Source organism: Capnocytophaga genosp. AHN8471 (genome assembly GCF_016806945.1).
Lineage (GTDB): Bacteria > Bacteroidota > Bacteroidia > Flavobacteriales > Flavobacteriaceae > Capnocytophaga > Capnocytophaga periodontitidis.
Genome location: NZ_JAESPJ010000006.1, coordinates 22,817 through 42,514, shown reverse-complemented (window position 1 = coordinate 42,514; position 19,698 = coordinate 22,817). Strand labels below are relative to the sequence as shown.

The window sequence follows — 19,698 nt, the reverse complement described above, 5'->3', positions numbered from 1 at the left end:
TTATATTATGAGACGACTCAATTTTGTAGCATTGCTCTCTGCAATGTTTGTATTTTTCAGTTGTAATTCGCAAAAAAAAGCCTACAAGGACTTAGGTGATGGCTTATTTGCTGATATCGAAACTACTCAAGGAAATATCATTGTAAAACTCAACTACAAAGAAACTCCTATAACAGTAGCTAACTTTGTTACTTTAGCCGAAGGTAAAAACTCTTTCGTAAAAGCCGAATACAAAGGAAAACCTTTCTACAACGGAACGATCTTCCACCGTGTAATCAAAGATTTTATGATCCAAGGAGGTGACCCTACAGGTACAGGTATGGGCGATCCGGGATATCGTTTTGAAGATGAATTTGTCCCTACTTTGCAACACAATAAAAAAGGAATTTTATCAATGGCCAATGCAGGGCCTGGTACAAATGGCAGTCAGTTTTTCATCACTCAAGTACCTACCCCTCATCTCAATGGTCGTCATACTGTTTTTGGTGAAACTGTTAAAGGTTTAGAAGTAATCGATGCAATAGCTAATACTAAAACTGTAGCTAACGATAAACCTGAAAAAGATATCAAAATCAATAAAATTACAATTATTGCTAATGGTAAAGACGCTAAAAACTTCAATGCTGTAAAAGTTTTTGAAAACTATTTCAAAGATATCGCTAAAAAAGAACAAGAAAAGGAAGCTAAAACCAAAGCAGCGGCTGCTAAATTCTTAGAAGAGGTAAAAACTCAAGAACCTCAAGCTAAAGCACTCCCTTCTGGAGTAAAAATATTTACTTTAGTAGAAGGTAAAGGCAAACAGCCTAACCACACTCAACAAGTAATGGTTAACTATGCTGGATATTTGGCAAATGGTACTCTCTTCGATTCTAATGTAAAAGAAATAGAAGAAACTTATGGCAAATACAATGCAATGCGTGAGCAACAAGGCGGCTACCAAGCTTTCCCTATGGAATATAGTTCTAATGCCCCTCTTATCCCTGGTTTCAAAGAAGCTCTCCTTAAAATGAAAGTAGGTGATAAAGTGCGTGTATTTATCCCTGCTGCCTTAGGTTATGGCGAAAGAGGTGCTGGTGAGGTAATCCCACCTAATAGCGACCTTATTTTCGACATCGAAATCACCGACATAGCTAAATAACCCCTAAAACCTAACCACTCACACCTAAAAAATGGTATATAAATTCAGAGTAATACTTGACGTTAAAGAAGACGTTTTTAGAGATGTTGCAATCCAAGGTGATGCTACTTTGGAAGATTTACACAATGTAATCAACCAGTCATTCGGCTTTGCTGGCAATGAGATGGCTTCCTTCTACCTTACTGACGATGATTGGAATCAAGGCGAAGAAATCACCCTTTTCGATGTATCCGAGAGTGGTGAAATACGCTTAATGGAAGAGACTACTATCGAGTCTGTCGTAAGTGAAGATGAACCTAAATTGTTGTATGTGTATGACTTTATGTCAATGTGGACATTCTTCGTTGAATTGGTAGATATTGAAGAAGAAAAATCTGGTGTATCCTACCCTGCTTTGATACACGCTCACGGTTCTATCCCTGCCGAAGCCCCCGAAAAATCCTTCATCGCCGATGATTTCGATGAGTTTGAAGACGAGTTCAACGATTTCGACCTCGATGAAGACGATTATGGTAGTTTCAGTGAAGAGGAATACTATTAATTTCGCTAACATCTATCTATGCTTAACTTATATACAACAAACATCGAAACCCTTTCTATCCATAGGGTAGGCAACTTGAGTAAAGGGGAACCTATTTTCTTTTCTGAAAAACCTTATGCGTTAAACGACGAAATTATAGGATTGCTAAAAGAGTATTTCTTCAAACCTTTTCGTGAAAAAGAAGAAAACTACTTCCATTTTGTACACGATGCCGATGTAGAATTCAATACTCTTTATCAGTTGGTAACCCCTATTTTTGAGGACGAAAGTACAATTCACGAACAATCAGGGAAAATTGCTCAACACTTGTACAACCAATCTAATCATCCTCATATCAAAAGTGGAGAAGTCTATATAGCCCTTTTGCACGATACTTATTTGGATAATGAAAAGGTAAAAGCTGTTGGTATTTTTAAATCTGAGGTAAAAAATAGCTTCCTACAGTTTGAAGAACAAGGTAACCAGTTAGAAATGATTATCCAAGAAGGTGTAAACATCCATCGCTTGGATAAAGGTTGTATCATTTTCAATGTAAATAAAGAAGATGGCTACAAAATACTTTCTATTGATAGCAATCGCTACGATACTAAATATTGGTTAGAAAACTTTCTAAACGTCGATGCTTTGGTCGACGATAACTTCTATACTAAAAAATACCTCAAGTTCAGCCAAGATTTTGCAAAAGATGTAATCTTGCCCGCCGAAGATAAAAAAGAAGAAGTACTTTTTATGAACCGCGCTATCAACTACTTCGCTAAAAATGATGATTTCGAAGAAACCTCATTTATGAATGAAGTATTTGAAAATCCTCAACTAATACCTGAGTTCAAACACTACAAAGTAGAAAAAGGCCCTAAGTATCAAATAGAAGATGTATCTACCTTTCCAATCGCTAACAAAGCTGTCTCCGATGTACGTAAAAAAATTAAAAACGTAATCGATTTAGATACAAATATCCAAATACGTATGGACTTCATCAATCCCGAATCTGCCGATAAGTTCATAGAAAAAGGTTGGGACGAGGAAAAGCAAATGTATTACTATTTAGTGTACTTCAACAAAGAACAAAAAGGTTCATAAAAATAACCTCATCAAAAATAAAATGGCATATAGTTTTTTATATGCCTTTTTTTTTATACTTTTGCGTTTTAAAAACATAAAACTATGATTGACGCACATAAATTCTCAATAGGTATATTATTACCCATTGAATCTTATCAAGGGGCTATCCCTAAAATGGAAAATCAAATACAGCTGATCCAACGCGCAGAAGCCTTAGGGTATGATACTGTATGGGTACGCGACATTCCCCTCTACAACCCCGATTTTAAAGAAGTAGGTCAAATGTTTGACCCTTGGATATATTTAGCTCATATAGCTTCTCTTACATTCTCTATCAAAATAGGAATAGCAAGTGTAATTCTACCTTTACGCCACCCTCTACATGTCGCTAAAGCTTCCGCAAGTCTCGATGTATTGTTCCCTAACCGCTTCGTAATGGGAATTGCCTCTGGCGACCGTCCCGTCGAATACCCTGCTTTCAACAAACCTTTTGAATTGCGTAGCGCACACATAACCGAACATATCGAAACTCTTAAAAAATTGTGGAGTGTAGATTTCCCTACTTACAATAATGATTATGGTACTCTAATGGACAAAGTAGGTGATGTACTCCCTAAACCTATCCATAAAAATATCCCAATCTATGCCACTGGTCACATCGGTGGTATAAACCTCAATTGGATAGCTAAACACACCGATGGCTGGATCTACTATCCCCGTGATTTCTCTTTCCAAAAAAAAATCGTAGAAGATTGGCACGAAGCTCTCAAAAATGAAGGCGAACCTGCTAAACCTTATATACAACCCGTATATATCGACCTTATGGAAAATCCTAATTTTGAACCTCAAACTATGGACTTAGGCTTCCGCCTCGGGCGTAATTACCTCATCGATATGTTCCAAGAACTCAAAAAAATAGGAATAAATCATATTATGCTGGTACTCAAATATTGCAGCCGCCCAGCTGGTGAGGTACTCGAAGAAATCGGAAAAGAAGTATTGCCTCAACTCAAATAAAAACGATGAAAAGACTCTTTTTTATACTGTGTTTCTATGGATTCTTCACTGAAGGATATACCAATGATGGTGCTTTCTATATGGCAGGTAACCAACTCGTCCCCATCAACGAAACTGATATTTCAGTAAAAAAAGAAATTTTGTATATCAAAAAAACTGAAGAATTTGCAGAAGTATCAGTGTATTACGAGTTTTTCAATCCTAAAGAAACAAAAGAAATCGTAGTAGGGTTTGAGGCAGGAAGCCCCAGTGGTGTTGTAGATGGAGCTCCTATCAATGGGCATCATCCTTATATGTTTGATTTTACGGTATCGCTTAACGGTAACTTTTTATCTTATCAAGTAGCTTATGTAGCGGATTCTCTTTATGCTAAAAATGGGAAGGTAGAGAGTATAGACTTGAAGACTTTTAAAGGAGAAACCAGTGGTAATGATATTGATTTTATGTATGTTTATCATTTCAAGGCAAAATTTAAAAAAGGGAAAAACATTGTAAAACATACTTATAGATATAAACTATCAAGAGGAGTATGTTATTATTACGACTTTAATTACGTACTTACGGCTGCCAATCGCTGGGCTAACAAGCAAATCGACGATTTTACCCTGATCTTGGATATGGGTGATTTCCAAACAGCTTCTATCCGTAAAACTTTCTTTAAAAACACTAATGAATGGACTTTCAACGGAATAGGAAAAATAACTGAAAATCCTGATTATACTAATTTTTATATCCAGCAAGGTATTTTAGTATTCAAAAAGAAAAACTTTGTACCTAAGGGAGAGCTTTCCGTAGAAGAAGAAAGTTCCTACTGTCGAGAAGCAGGAGGTAATCAAAAGTTTATTTTTTCATTAGGAAAAAACCGAGAATTAGGCGACCCTACCGAGAAAACTCCTGAAGAAAAACGCATTATCAGGAATCTGCCATTTGCACGACGTGGGTATATATTTAAGGATAAAACTTTGCAAGATGTTTTCAAAACAGAAGATTGGTATCAACCCAACCCTTCCTATGTACCCGAAGTTGAAGCCCTTACTGAAGAGGAAAAACAACTCATTAAAACATTTAAATAACACCTTTTATTATGACCATCACTCAATATCAATATGTCTTAGCAGTAGCCAAATACAAAAATTTTACTACCGCCGCCGAGCATAGTTTTGTTACTCAACCTACCTTGAGTATGCAAGTGCAGAAATTAGAGGAGGAATTGGGAGTTACTATTTTCGACAGAAGTAAAAAACCTCTACAGGTTACTGAAATAGGTGAACAAATTATCAAACAAGCCCAAATAATCGTAAACGAAGCTGGGCGAATGAACGATATCGTCGCTCAACAAAAAGGCTATATAGGCGGCGAATTCCGTGTCGGAATTATCCCTACCGTCTCCCCTACCCTATTGCCTATGTTCCTTACTAATTTTATTAACAAATATCCTAAAGTTTGCCTGAAAATCGAGGAACAAACAACCGAAAATATCTTAAAAAAGATTGAAGATGGTAGTTACGACGCCGGTATTTTAGCTACTCCTCTACACAATTCGTTAATCGTAGAACGTCCCTTATATTATGAACCTTTTGTCGCTTACATCCCTGTAAACCACCGCCTCCAAAACTCTAAAACTATCTACTCTGAAGATTTAGATATCAACGATATTTTAATGCTTGAGGATGGTCATTGCTTTAAGGATAGTGTACTCAATATCTGCAACCAAGATGTAATCGATTCTAAAGAACACTTCCAACTAAAAAGTGGTAGTTTTGAAACTTTAGTGCGATTAGCTAACGAAGGCTTAGGAATGACCCTGTTACCCTATCTACACTCTTTGGAACTGAAAGAGGAAGAAAAGAAACGCATTCACTATTTTGCCGAACCCTACCCCGCTCGCGAAATTAGCTTAGTTTATCACAAAAATGAACTAAAATTACAAATCATAAAAGCTTTACACGATACTATAGCTGGGGTAATTCGCGGAGCTATTGTTTTCCAAAATGTAAAAATTATTAGCCCAACAAGAGAAAGGCACACAATTTGATAAAGACAGAAGTTAAAAATTAAAAAAAATAGAAAAAACCATTTTATGATGAAAAATATTTCAGCAGCATTATTTTTATTATTTATCTCATTCGCTTCTTGCAGCTTTACAAGCAAGAAGTTTGACAATCCTAATAAGGATAAGGACACTGTGCTATTAGAAATTATTGAGCACGTGCTCGAAAATGCTCATTTTAGTCCCGTGAAAATGGACGACTCTTTCTCTAAAAAAGTCTTCGATAGCTATCTGAAAAATATCGACGGACAAAAACGCTATTTTCTCCAATCCGATATCAATGAGTTCAAAAAATATGAAAACCGTTTAGATGATGATTTAAAAAAAGGTGACATCTCTTTCTTCAACCTTTCTTATAATCGTCTCAAACAGCGTATGAAAGAAGCTGAAGGAATTACTAAAGCTATCTTCGCTAAACCTATTGACCTCAATAGCAATGAAACTATCAATACCGACTACGATAAATTGCCTTTTGTTAAAAGTAAAGCCGATTTACAAACTCGTTGGAAACAAGTGATTATTTTCACTACTCTTTCTACTTACATTACTAAACAAAAAGAAGAAGTAACTAAGAAAGAAAAAGATGCTAAATATCAGCCTAAAAGCAATCAAATACTCAAAAAAGAATCTATAGAGTCTACTCAAAAAACATTGGCTGATATGTATAGTATGTACAACGATATTACACGTGAAGAGTGGTTCGCTATGTTCGTAAATGCTATAACCGAAACTTTTGACCCTCACTCTAACTATATGGCACCCGACATCAAAGAAGGTTTCGACCGTGATATGTCTGGCAAATTCGAAGGTATTGGCGCTCAATTACAAAAGAAAACTGATGGTATAGCTATTACTAATGTGATTTTGGGAGGACCTGTTTGGAAAGGTAAACTCTTGGAAGTAGGCGACCAAATCCTAAAAGTAGGTCAAGGCGCTGCCGAACCTGTTGATGTCGTAGGAATGCGCTTAGATGATGCCGTTAAACTTATCAAAGGTCCAAAAGGTACCGAAGTGCGCCTCACTGTAAAACGTGTAGATGGAACTATCGAAGTAGTACCTATCATCCGAGATGTAGTAGAAATCGAAGAAACTTACGCCAAATCAGCTGTGATTACTGCCAATGGCAAACGTTACGGCCTCATCAATCTACCTAAATTCTATATTGATTTCGAAGATGTAAACCGTCGCAATGCCGCTACCGATGTAGCCCTCGAAATTGAAAAACTTAAAAAAGAAAATATTGATGGCTTAATTGTCGACTTGCGTTCCAATGGCGGTGGATCCCTAAAAACTGTAGTCGATATAGGAGGTCTATTTATCCCTAAAGGCCCCATCGTACAAGTTAAATCATCACGTGGTAGTCGTGACGTTCTCTCCGACAACGACCCTAAAACTCAATGGGATGGCTCTTTAGTAATCCTTACCAATGAACTTTCCGCTTCAGCTTCCGAAATCCTAGCAGCTGCTATGCAGGATTATAAACGTGCTATTATCATAGGCGGTAAACAAACCTTCGGTAAAGGTACCGTGCAAAGCTTCGTAGACCTAAATGAGTTCCTTCGTCAAAACAATTACGGCGACCTTGGAGCTTTGAAAATCACTATCCAAAAATTCTACCGTATCAACGGAGGCTCTACCCAACTCAAAGGAGTTGAAAGTGATATTGTTGTACCCGATAAATACAAATATATCGATATAGGTGAACGTGATATGCCTAACGCTATGCCTTGGGATAAAATAGAACCTGCTAAATACACTCCTTGGGCAAACAATGCCAATTTTAATATGGCTATTGAAAACAGTAAAAAACGTATTAGAGAAAACGAATATTTAAAACTGATAGATGAAAATGCTCAATGGGTAAAACAACAACAAAAAGATTATGTTTTCCCACTCAACTATGAAGCCTACAAAAAAGTAATCGACAAAAACGAAGAGCAAGCCAAAAAGTTTAAAGCTATCAGCGACTATAAATCTAACTTAAAATTCTCTTCTGTAGCTTCCGATGAAGCTAAAATTAAAAACAGCGAAGAGTTAAAACTTCGTCGTGATCGTTGGCACGAAAGTCTTGAAAAAGACGTCTATATAGATGAAGCTGTAAAAGTGTTAGAAGATTTGAACAAATAAAACAATAACTAACAGATTATAAAAACATTGGTAAAGCTAATACCTTTACCAATGTTTTTTATTTTTGGGTATATGAGAAAATTGTTATACCTTTGCACTACAATCTTACTCTTTAGTCAAATTAAAATGCATTTTAAAATCTTCATTGTTATATATCTATTCTGCGTTGCGTACACACAGGCACAGCAACCAGATAACCTTTCTCAACAAGAAATTCACAAAGAGTTAGAAGCTATCAAACAATTCCGCCAGAAAGATTCCGTACGCATTGCAATGCTATTAAACGAAATACAACTACTCATAAATAACGACAAACATACATCTTCAATTACTAATTCCTCCACTACTAATGAAAAAGAAATGGAAAAACTACGCAATAAAATGCGTGGACGACCTATTGTTTTTGAAAAAGATACCTTATACTATCTCTATACTTCCTATGGACCTTATGATATTGATACTCGCGTAAAATATATAGAAAATAAACTCAAAGAATTATATAACGACCCCTCTTTCGCCGCCGATTCTATCAAAATAAAACCTAATGGCGACTACCTATCAGTAATGTATAACGAAAAAATCATCACTCGTGTTACAATGGTAGATGCGCTCTGGGAAAATAGCTCCCAAACTGAATTAGCTCAAAGATATGCTAATGTAATCAAAAATACAATTGTAAAATATAAAGAACAAAATAGCCTAAAAAGCATCCTAATCCGCTTGGCTGAATTGTTATTAGTACTCTTCATCGCCTTTGTACTTGTATGGGCGATCAACCGATTGTTTAATTTCTTAAAAAAAATAACGCTCAACTCCGAACACCGCTCCCTCACAGGTATCCGCATTAGAAATTACGAATTTATCAAAAAACGAGGAGTTGTAAAAGCTTTAGTGAAATTACTTGCTATATTGCGTATCATATTCTTGCTTTTCTTGCTAATAACTATTATACCTCTGATTTTCGATATCTTCCCTTCTACTCAATACTTGTCTAAAATCATAGTACAATGGATTTCTGAACCTATAAAAAACGTCGGTATAGCAATTATTGGATATTTGCCTCATTTATTCTATATTGTCATTATTGTAGTCATTACACGCTACGTATTGAAAATATTGCGCTTTTTTGCTTTAGAAATAGAAAGAGGTATCTTAAAAATAAAAGGCTTTCACCCCGAATGGGCTCATACTACTTATGTGCTGGCACGTATGATGTTATGGGTATTAGCTTTGGTAATAATGTTCCCACACCTCCCTGGTTCCGATAGTGATGCCTTTAAAGGAATTTCTGTCTTCTTAGGGGTATTGATTTCTTTAGGCTCTTCTTCTGCCATTTCCAATGCCATTGCAGGCATTGTAATTAGTTATATGCGTCCATTTCAAGTAGGTGATTGGATTAAATCTGGAGAAATTATAGGAGCTGTGATAGAAAAAAACGCCTTAGTAACAAGATTGAAAACTATTAATAACGAAGATATTACCATCCCTAATTCGGCTATCTTGAGCGGTGCAACTATGAATTTCTCTTCTATAGGCAAAGAAATAGGCTTAGCGCTAAATGTACAAGTAAAAGTACGCTATGATTATTCTGATAATTTAGTGGAAGAACTCCTTATAGAAGCTGCTCTGAAAACCAATGGTATTTCTCCTAAACCACATCCTTACATTTTTCAAATTTCTCTTAATGAACTAAATGCTATTTATGAGCTCAATGCTTATACTTTCCACCCCGAAAATATGTATTTTATAAAATCTGATCTAACTAAAAATATACAAAGTACTTTTTAGGCAAGCTAATGTGGAGATATTCTCAACACAATACGTAGAAATTAAAACTCCCTTTTCAAATACTAAAAAACAAAATTCATAATGAAGCAACGACTGATATTTATTGATGTAATACGCGCTTATGCCATTTGTATGATGTTACAAGGGCACTTTATCACTGCCTTACTCGCTGAACAATATTGCGACGAAAATAATCCTTACTATCATATTTGGCATTATTTTACAGGTATTACAGCCCCTGTATTCCTTACTATTTCTGGATTTATTTTTACCTATTTACTCATTCGTGAAGGCGAACGCAGTGGTGTAGGACTTAAGAACCCACGCGTGAAAAAAGGAGTAAAACGTGGATTAATGCTTATAGCAGTAGCGTGTATTTTGCGGAAAAGCATCTATTTCGTAGATATCTTGCATTGTATAGGGTTAGCCCTCATCATAATGGTAGGACTCTACTTATTAGCTCGAAATCACGTGAGGCATTTCCTTCCTACAATGCTCATCAGCATTACTTTACTACTTTTCACCTTCAACGAGACCTATAACCAATATGAATACTCTTGGTTACCCCAAGTGGTAGCTAATTATTTCACTCCAAAATACGGTACTTTCTTTACTATTTTTCCTTGGTTAGGTTTTGTAACCTTAGGAGGCTTTATGGGATCGTTATTTTACTATTACAGAAACGCTAAACATTTATATACAGTATATACACTACTACTTATTGGCATCGGAGCTATTTTTCACTTTCAATATCACACTTTCCATTTCCTATATAGCATTACTGGTTGGAATCACTTTGAAAGTTTAGCACGAAATGGTTTTCTTTTCTTGAGAATGGGTGATACTCTCTGGACATTTGCAGTATTTGTAATCTTGCGAAATATACTTACTGCGCAATTCTTGCAACGTATCGGGCAAAATACTCTTTCCATTTACATCATTCATAGTATTGCGCTCTATCACTTTATTCCATATTTCAACTTAGACCATTATTTTCATAAGAGCTTCAACCCTACCCAAGCAGTAATAGGTGCTATTCTCTTTGTGATAACTGTGCTCTTTGTATCGTTCTACTATCACAAATTTAGTAAATACATAAAAGAAAAATATCCTAAAAACAACTGATAGAAAAATTAAAAGCTTTCTTACATAAATAACTTAAAACTAAATACAAATGAAAAAACTTTACATTTTATTATTCACAACATTCTTGTTAGCTTGCAATAGCAAAGAACAAGCTCAAGAACATCCCGTTGCCCCTCCTAATAGCAATATTATAGTGCCAAAAGCACTACAAAATTATTACAAAGGAATTCTTTTTACTAAAAATGGAAAAGCTTTATACGATGATTTAGCAGTACTTACCATCAGCAAACATACTAATTTCTTAAGTTATTATGATCGTCATAAGTACCTCTACAAAGCCGACGCTAGCCTTAAAAATCCTGAATATGTAGTATTGGTCTACACCGGCGAAGAGCGCTATTGGAAAGAATATAAGAGTGGTAATAATAATTATAAACCTCAAACTTTCAACACCGAACATATTTTTCCTCAATCAAAATATAGTAATGGAGATGCCAAAGGCGATTTACATCATCTAAAAGCCTGTGATAGTAAACTTAATAGCAGTAGAGGAAATATACCTTTTACCAATGGCTCCGGAAGAGCTGGACGTATCAATAGCGCTTGGTATCCTGGCGATGAGTGGAAAGGTGATGTCGCTCGAATGATTATGTATATCAATTTGCGCTATAATGATAAAATCGACAATAAAATTGTAATAGGAGGAATCGAAACACTTTTAAAATGGAATGACGACGATCCTGTTTCCGACCTCGAACGCCAACGCAACAATGTAATTGAACAAGCCCAAGGCAACCGCAATCCGTTTATCGATTTTCCTCAATTAGCACGCGCTGCTTACAAAAATTACTAAGAGTAATACTATGGAAAATGAACCTCTATACACACTAAAAAAATATTGGGGATACGATAATTTTCGCAACTCTCAAGAAGCCGTGATCAAATCGGTTTTAGAAGGTAATGATACCTTAGCCTTATTGCCTACAGGTGGAGGAAAATCTATTACTTTTCAAGTACCCGCTATGATGCGCAAAGGTATATGTATAGTGGTCTCTCCATTGATAGCTCTGATGACCGACCAAGTTGAAGCGCTTAAAAACAGAGAAATACGTGCATTATCATTAGCCGGAGGTCTGCCCTACCCCGAATTAGAACGCCTGCTAAACAACGCACTTTATGGGCAATACAAATTCTTATACCTTTCTCCTGAACGTCTGCAACAGGAAGTCGTGCGTAATTACCTCAAAGTAATGTCTATTAATCTAATAGTGATAGATGAAGCTCATTGCGTATCGCTCTGGGGCAAGGACTTCCGCCCTGCTTATTTACAGTGTAAATGGCTCAAAGAACAATTCCCTAATATACCTTTATTAGCTCTCACAGCTTCTGCTACCCTTCAAGTACAACAAGATATTTTACATCAATTAGGCATCGAGAAAGCAAATGTAATCAGTACTTCTTTAGCTCGCCCTAATATAGCTTACAAAGTATATAAAGTAAAAAGCAAATTTCATCACCTTTTACAACTGCTAAGAACAACCGAAGGTACAGCTATTATATATTTGCGAAGTAGAAATGGTTGTGTACAATTGGCGCGTTTATTAGAAAACCACAATATTTCAGCTACTTATTTTCACGGCGGGATCCCCGCTGAAGAAAAAAATAACAAACTGAGTATGTGGTTGCTAAACGACGTACGTGTAATGGTAGCTACAAACGCCTTTGGTATGGGAATCGACAAACCCGATGTCCGCTGGGTGATTCATTGGGATATCCCTCAAACCTTAGAAGATTATTTCCAAGAAGCAGGTAGAGCAGGTAGAGATGGTAACCCCGCCGAGGCCATCGTTTTCTACAATGAGGTAGATATAAAAAATGCCGAAAAACTTCTAAATGAATATCTTATAGACATTCCTTATCTAAAAATCGTTTACAGTAAACTCAATAGCTACTTCCAAATAGCCATAGGAGAAGGTACCGAAAATACCTATAGCTTCCTATTCCCCGATTTTTGTAAACGCTACAACTTATTGCCTTTAAAAACTTATAACGCTTTACAAGTATTAGATAGATTTTCTATCATTTCCTTCAACCACCATTTCTACAACAAAGTTACTTTCCAAATGAAAGCTACCCCCGAACAATTAGTGAAGTATATAACTACTCATCGGTATATCAAAAACATTACTATTTATCTTATGAGGTGCTACGAACTGATATTTCACTTCCCAATAGAGTTAGAAATGGCTAAATTGATGGAACGTACCGAAAAATCTCACAAAGAAATTATGGGGTATTTAGAAACTCTGCACAACGATGGAATAGGCGTTTTAAAATGTGAAACTGCCGATATACAAATCATTTTCAACGTGCCTCGCGACGATGATCGCACAATCAATAGCATTGGCAAACACATCAAAGAGTATAACCACTCCAAACGATTATTGCAAAACAAAGTATATCAATACTTGGAAGATGAAAATACTTGCCGAAGTATATTCTTATTAGAGTATTTTGGCGAGAAAAATGGGAAACCTTGTGGTATATGTTCTAATTGTGTTATTCAAATGCACTCCCCTAAAACCAATAAACAAAAAATAAAGGCTGATATCCTTCAATTATTATCTTCTAAACCTTTTAATTGCAACGATTTAATAAATACACTACCCTACTCTGATCAGCAGATTAACACTGTCTTAGACGAACTTTTTGCAATGAAAAAAATAACGTTCAACATTTTTAATGAATTGTGCTTAAAATAAATATTTTTAATAAGATTTTGTTTTATCATATTTATTTACTAATTTTGCCGTGTTTTATCCATATTATTTGGTTTTAATACAAAAGAAGATTTTTACTATGAACGATAACTTTTCACCAAGAGTTAAAAGAATATTTACATATAGCAAAGAAGAAGCAGTACGTTTAGGGCAATCTACTGTGGGCACTGAGCATTTCATATTAGCAATACTTCAAGAAAATGAAGGTAGTGCTATCAATTTGTTACACAACTTAAATATCGATATGGAAAGACTTAGGCAAAACATCCATACCCTTACTTCAGCGCGCGGTCTCAATCCTCCTAATTTCAACGCTGTTCACTTTACCGTGCAAGCCGAGAGAGCAATGCAAGCTACATATTTAGAAGCTAAAAGAATGCAATCTGATGTGATAAACACCGCTCATTTACTATTGAGTATTTTGCGCAACGAAAACGACCCTACTACAAAAGTTTTCAATAAATTAGGCCTAAACTACGAAACAGCACGCGACAGCTTTCAACCTATAGAGGACAATAACTCAAAACTTGTTACCCCCACAATGCCTACTAATGAGGTTGATGAATACGATAGAGACTATCGCTTGCCCCACGAAAGTAGAAACAATAGAAATCTACAAGGGCAAGGACAGTACAATCAACGAAAAAATACAGTATTAGATAATTTCGGTAGAGACCTAACCACACTTGCTGAACAAGGACAATTAGACCCTGTCGTAGGGCGAGATAAAGAAATAGAACGCGTATCTCAAATATTGAGCCGCCGCAAAAAAAACAACCCTATCCTCATCGGTGAACCTGGTGTAGGAAAAAGTGCTATTGCTGAAGGTTTAGCTTTGCGCATCGTACAAAGAAAAGTGGCACGCATATTGTATAACAAACGTGTTGTAACTCTCGATTTAGCCTCTTTAGTAGCTGGTACAAAATACCGAGGTCAGTTTGAAGAACGCCTCAAAGCAATAATGAATGAACTCGAAAAAAATAGAGATATCATTCTTTTTATAGACGAAATCCACACCTTAGTGGGCGCTGGAGGAGCTTCAGGAAGTTTAGATGCCTCTAATATGTTCAAACCTGCCTTGGCAAGAGGCGAAATACAATGTATTGGAGCTACTACCTTAGACGAATACCGACAGTCTATCGAAAAAGATGGCGCTTTAGAACGCCGATTCCAAAAAGTACTAGTAGAACCTACCAGTGTAGACGAAACCATTCAGATTCTTCAAAATATCAAAGCTAAATACGAAGAACACCACAATGTAATTTATACCGAAGATGCTATCGAAGCTTGCGTAAAGCTCACCAATCGCTATCTCACCGATCGCTATTTACCTGATAAAGCTCTTGATGCCTTAGACGAAGCCGGAGCGCGAATACATATTATGCAGGTAAAAGTACCTCAATATATTTTAGACGTAGAAGAACGATTAGAACAAGCTACACAAGCCAAAAATAGAGCCGTTTCTCGTCAACAGTTTGAAGAAGCCGCACGTCTTCGCGATAACGAAAAACACATCGAAAAATCATTAATAGATCTCAACAAACGATGGGACGAAGATTCTAAACTACACCGCGACACTGTAACTGCCGAACATATCGCCGATGTCGTTTCTATGATGAGTGGCATCCCCGTGAATAGAATCGCTCAAACTGAAATTAACAAACTCTCTGGCTTATCTGACGCTATGAAATCTAAAATCATAGGACAAGACGATGCTATAGAAAAAGTTGTAAAATCTATTAAACGCAATCGCACTGGTCTCAAAGATCCTAATAAACCTATAGGCTCCTTTATTTTCTTAGGACAAACAGGTGTTGGAAAAACTCAACTTGCCAAAGTTCTCTCCAAAGAACTTTTTGACTCTGAAGATGCTATGGTGCGTATTGATATGAGTGAGTATATGGAAAAATTCTCTATCTCTCGACTCATAGGAGCACCTCCAGGATATATCGGATATGAAGAAGGTGGACAACTTACCGAAAAAATACGCCGCAAACCTTACTCTGTAGTACTCTTAGACGAAATCGAGAAAGCTCACCCCGATGTTTTCAATATGCTCTTGCAAGTGTTAGACGATGGCTTCCTAACCGATAGCTTAGGACGAAAAATCGACTTTAGAAATACCATCATCATTATGACATCTAACATAGGCGCCCGCCAAGTAAAAGAATTCGGACAAGGTGTCGGTTTTGGTACTTCTGCACGATTGGCTCAATCTGAGGCTAATGAAAAATCAATCGTTGAAAATGCCTTGAAAAAAGTATTTGCACCCGAGTTCCTCAATCGTATCGACGATGTCATCACTTTCAACCCACTTAGTAAAGAAGACATCTTCAAAATCATTGATATTGAACTCTCTAAACTTTATTCTCGTATCAACGATTTAGGTTACCACGTAGAACTGAGTGAAAAAGCTAAAAACTTTATAGCCGATAAAGGTTACGACAAACAGTATGGAGCACGCCCTCTAAAACGCGCTATACAAAAATATATTGAAGACCCCTTGGCTGAAGAAATCGTATCTAACCAAATACACGCAGGTGACAGCATCATATTCGATTTAGATGAAAAAGGTGAAAACCTCCTTATTACTGAAAAGAACACTAATTTAATAACTTTATAACCCCTTATTTATGTACATTTTAAGACTTTTAGGACTATTTACACTACTATTTTGCTTTTCTTCTTTTACAGAAAGCATACAAAAAAATGAAAAAAGCACTACTGTGAAAGTAAGTACTGAGAATACTCTGATAGCAAGTAAAAAACCTAAAAAGAAAACTTATAGTCCTCCTAAAAAAGGAAAAACTAAGGTAGTAGCCTCTACCGCTAAAGGTAAAAAAACACCTCCTAAACATAGGGTAGCAAGCCATAGTGCTAAAAAGAAAGCCGTAGCAAAAAACAGAAGAGCAGTAGCCGCTAAAAGAAAAACTTCTGTAAGAGGACGTGCTGTAGCTTCGAGAAGTAAGAGGTATACTCCTAAAAAAATAAGCCAACAATACGCTGAAAATATAGCTATTGCTGAAGAAAATTTAGATGATGATTTAGATGAAGACGAACTCCTTGAAGAAGAAGAAATCATAGATAATACTGATATCGCTCTTCCTGCTCTATCAAAAAGTAAAGTTGATACTAAACAACAAAAAATATTGCTCGACACTGCTTTTTCATACTTAGGAACTCCTTATCGTCATGGAGGGGTCACTCGCAAAGGAATGGACTGTTCTGGCTTTGTAAGTACTACTTTCAAATCTATAGCTGTACCACTCTCTCGTTCTTCACAAGAAATGGCTACCCAAGGACGCAAAATACGCTTAGAAAATGTACAAGTAGGTGATTTATTATTCTTCAAAACTACTCGCCGAAATAGAATTTCTCACGTTGGTATGGTAGTAGATGTAGATGGTGATGTGAAGTTCATTCATTCTTCCTCTAAAAGAGGGGTCGTAATATCTTCATTAAGTGATGCTTATTACAAAAAAGCCTTTCGTATGGCAAAACGTGTGATGTGAGATTCGTAAATATTCCCATATTAACTATATTATTTGGACTCATAGGAGGGATTGCTATTACCGATATAATAGTTCCCTCTTTTTTGTTTGTTATAAGCAGTAGTCTGTGTTTGTTAGCTACCCTAACAATACATTACCTATTAGCTACCAAGCAATATGCTTTTCGTCGCGGAATTCTATTCCACATAGGTCTCACTTCTGTAGCTGTAGGTATGCTAATAACGTATTTTCACACTCCTACTTATAACCCTAAACATTACACACAAAAACTAAATACCAATGAATATTACACCTTAGAAACCGAAGTAATAGAGCTTATTTCACAAACCAATTATGGCACTACCTTTAAAGCTCACCTCTTAACAGCTAATCACAACAATACTGAAGGAAAAATCTTGTGTTTTTTCCCTTCTAAAACAATTACTGATGATGTAAAAGCATTAGTTCCAACCGATAGATTAATTTTTGTAGGAAAATATACACTTATACCACCTCCTAAAAATCCATATCAGTTTAATTATAAACGATATATGGAACGAAAAGGAATATTGGGTCGGGCGGAAGTAATAACATTTTCTATTGTAAAAAATAATACAGTAGGTTTTATGGGAAATATTGAAAAAATGCGTTCTCATCTAACTGCTGTAATCAATCAAAATTTCAATCGCGAGTCTGCTGCCCTCTTAAATACATTACTCTTAGGAAAACGTAGTGATTTAGATGAAAATATCTATCAACAATATATAGATGCTGGTGCAGTACATATTTTAGCTATTTCGGGCTTGCACGTCGGAATTATCACGGCTATACTTCTATTACTACTACAAAAAATGCCTAATTTGGGATTTTATCGCCCATTGCGATACTTCATCTTGTTATCAGGATTGTGGACTTTTGCTTTAATGGCTGGGGCTTCTCCTTCTGTATTGAGAGCAACTATAATGTTTAGTTTTGTAGGGTTGGGGACCCTTATACGCCGAAAACAAGGGAGATTCGATGCTTTAATGCTCTCAATGTTATTTTTGTTGCTTATCAATCCTTATTATTTATATGATGTAGGCTTCCAGTTGAGTTATGCAGCTGTATTTTCTATAATGAAATTCTACCCTGTAATGCGCAAATGGTGGCAACCTGAAAATAAATACATCCGATGGATTTGGTCTTTATTTTTAGTAGGATTATCTGCTCAAATAGTTGTTTTGCCCATCAGTTTGTACTATTTTCATCAATTTCCTATTTTGTTCTTTGTTGCTAACTTGGTAGTAGTACCTTTGTTACAACCTATACTTATAGGAGGTATCATTGCTCTATGTTTAGGAAGTTTAGGTATTTTGCCTTACCCTATAATTTTTATCTTAGAAAAATTAATAACTCTGATGAATATTTTAGTAGCTTTTATCGCACATCAAGAAATGTTTATCATACGCAATATACCTTTCACAACTCCCCTACTTCTTTCTTCTTTAGTAATAGTACTGATACTCATCATCTTTGTACATTATAGGAAATATAAAGTATTGGTAGCTCTTCTCGTTTCTGTACTTTTGTTTCAGGGAGTACTTTTCTATCACAAATACCAATTGGAAACTACCGAAGAAATGTTAGTATTTAGCAAGTATAAAGATAAGATAATCACTATTAGGCAAGGTAATAAGCTGAGTATCTATCAGATCGATACAACTTCTATCAACCCAATGATAAACAACTACATTAAAAACAAAGGTATTAGTGATATCACACTTTACAAAATGCCCTATATATTGCGCTTCAAACAAAAAAACTACTTGCTAATGGATAGTTTAGGGGTATACCCAAAATCCAAGCAAGTAGTTATTGATAGTGTTATCTTCTTACAAAAACCTAAAATCAATTTAGATAGAATGAAGCGTGATTTATCGCTTAGGTAGTAAGGAAAGAATAATATACAATAAAATGATTATAGGGATAGCAATCATTTTTAAACTTACAAGTAGAATAACACAAAGTGCTAAAAATATATACTTCAATGCATTATTCTTAAATGAATAATCACTGAACTTCAATGCAAAGAGGGCTATTTCAGCATTCAGCAAATATGCACTCAACAATGTAATTCCCAATAAAACCCAACTATTATGCAATAAACTATCAAATAGTTCTGTTGATTGGTATTGCATTATAAGCGGTAGAGAAAGGATAAACATTGTATTAGCTGGAGTAGGAAGCCCTATAAAACCAGAAGTTTGTCGCGTATCTATATTAAAATTCGCCAATCGATAAGCTGATGCTAAAGTGATAAGAAAACCTATATAAGGTAAGTAGGCTACCCAAGTTGTTGGATTTTCTACTACGTAACTACTTTGGTTAAACAACTGAAACATCGCAACACCTGGTACAACTCCTGAGGTAACCATATCAGCTAAAGAATCTAACTGCAATCCCATTTCTGATTTCACGTGTAGCAAACGGGCAAAAAAACCGTCAAAAAAATCAAGGAAAATACCTATCGCTACAAAGAGAGCTGCCCAATCAAGTGCCTCTCTCACGGCAAAAACAATCGCTACAGTTCCGCAAAAGAGGTTTCCTAAAGTAATTAAATTAGGGATATGCTTTTTCAT

General features: G+C 35.9%; 15 protein-coding genes. 14 read left to right on the top strand and 1 reads right to left on the bottom strand.

What is annotated here, in order from left to right; genetic code table 11:
- Window positions 1-7: 7 nt before the first annotated feature.
- From JMN12_RS01970 to JMN12_RS01905, 14 genes are all read left to right on the top strand, one after another.
- The gene (locus tag JMN12_RS01970; RefSeq protein WP_203136588.1) at window positions 8-1,138 is read left to right on the top strand and encodes a peptidylprolyl isomerase; all 1,131 of its coding nucleotides are present in this window, start codon (window positions 8-10) and stop codon (window positions 1,136-1,138) included.
- 31 nt (window positions 1,139-1,169) lie between these two features.
- The gene (locus tag JMN12_RS01965) at window positions 1,170-1,679 is read left to right on the top strand and encodes an IS1096 element passenger TnpR family protein (RefSeq protein ID WP_203136577.1); all 510 of its coding nucleotides are present in this window, start codon (window positions 1,170-1,172) and stop codon (window positions 1,677-1,679) included.
- 18 nt (window positions 1,680-1,697) lie between these two features.
- Window positions 1,698-2,759 (top strand): nucleoid-associated protein, encoded by a 1,062-nt coding sequence (locus tag JMN12_RS01960; RefSeq protein WP_009413153.1) that lies wholly within the window; start codon window positions 1,698-1,700, stop codon window positions 2,757-2,759.
- 84 nt (window positions 2,760-2,843) lie between these two features.
- Entirely contained in the window at window positions 2,844-3,758 is a 915-nt protein-coding gene (locus tag JMN12_RS01955) for an LLM class oxidoreductase (RefSeq protein WP_198472768.1), read from the top strand.
- 5 nt (window positions 3,759-3,763) lie between these two features.
- Window positions 3,764-4,831 carry a YARHG domain-containing protein gene (locus JMN12_RS01950; RefSeq protein ID WP_203136575.1) on the top strand — a complete coding sequence of 356 codons (1,068 nt, stop codon included), beginning with the start codon at window positions 3,764-3,766 and terminating at the stop codon, window positions 4,829-4,831.
- An 11-nt stretch (window positions 4,832-4,842) separates the two neighbouring features.
- Window positions 4,843-5,793, top strand: a complete 951-nt coding sequence (locus tag JMN12_RS01945) for a hydrogen peroxide-inducible genes activator (RefSeq protein WP_088594201.1) — start codon at window positions 4,843-4,845, stop codon at window positions 5,791-5,793.
- A 48-nt stretch (window positions 5,794-5,841) separates the two neighbouring features.
- Complete coding sequence (locus JMN12_RS01940) at window positions 5,842-7,935, top strand: carboxy terminal-processing peptidase (protein ID WP_034555530.1); 2,094 nt, start codon at window positions 5,842-5,844, stop codon at window positions 7,933-7,935.
- Window positions 7,936-8,061: 126 nt separating this feature from the next.
- Window positions 8,062-9,723, top strand: coding sequence for a mechanosensitive ion channel family protein (locus tag JMN12_RS01935; RefSeq protein WP_238423785.1), 1,662 nt, complete (start codon window positions 8,062-8,064; stop codon window positions 9,721-9,723).
- A gap of 81 nt (window positions 9,724-9,804) precedes the next feature.
- Window positions 9,805-10,848: a heparan-alpha-glucosaminide N-acetyltransferase domain-containing protein gene (locus tag JMN12_RS01930; protein WP_203136573.1), complete on the top strand. Its 1,044-nt coding sequence runs from the start codon at window positions 9,805-9,807 to the stop codon at window positions 10,846-10,848.
- Window positions 10,849-10,897: 49 nt separating this feature from the next.
- Window positions 10,898-11,662 carry an endonuclease I family protein gene (locus JMN12_RS01925; protein ID WP_203136571.1) on the top strand — a complete coding sequence of 255 codons (765 nt, stop codon included), beginning with the start codon at window positions 10,898-10,900 and terminating at the stop codon, window positions 11,660-11,662.
- A 10-nt stretch (window positions 11,663-11,672) separates the two neighbouring features.
- A complete protein-coding gene (locus tag JMN12_RS01920) occupies window positions 11,673-13,571 on the top strand; it encodes an ATP-dependent DNA helicase RecQ (RefSeq protein ID WP_203136562.1) in 1,899 nt (632 codons plus the stop codon).
- A 97-nt stretch (window positions 13,572-13,668) separates the two neighbouring features.
- Window positions 13,669-16,212, top strand: a complete 2,544-nt coding sequence (locus tag JMN12_RS01915) for an ATP-dependent Clp protease ATP-binding subunit (protein ID WP_203136560.1) — start codon at window positions 13,669-13,671, stop codon at window positions 16,210-16,212.
- Between the two features lie 10 nt (window positions 16,213-16,222).
- Window positions 16,223-17,101 (top strand): C40 family peptidase, encoded by an 879-nt coding sequence (locus JMN12_RS01910; protein ID WP_203136558.1) that lies wholly within the window; start codon window positions 16,223-16,225, stop codon window positions 17,099-17,101.
- On the top strand, window positions 17,098-19,008 hold the full coding sequence (locus tag JMN12_RS01905; protein ID WP_203136556.1) for a ComEC/Rec2 family competence protein: 1,911 nt from the start codon (window positions 17,098-17,100) through the stop codon (window positions 19,006-19,008). Before JMN12_RS01910 ends, JMN12_RS01905 begins: the two co-directional genes overlap by 4 nt.
- Here the strand turns inward: JMN12_RS01905 and JMN12_RS01900 are convergent.
- On the bottom strand, window positions 18,994-19,698 hold the full coding sequence (locus tag JMN12_RS01900; protein WP_203136553.1) for a CDP-alcohol phosphatidyltransferase family protein: 705 nt from the start codon (window positions 19,696-19,698) through the stop codon (window positions 18,994-18,996). The two genes, JMN12_RS01905 and JMN12_RS01900, sit on opposite strands and share 15 nt — an antisense overlap.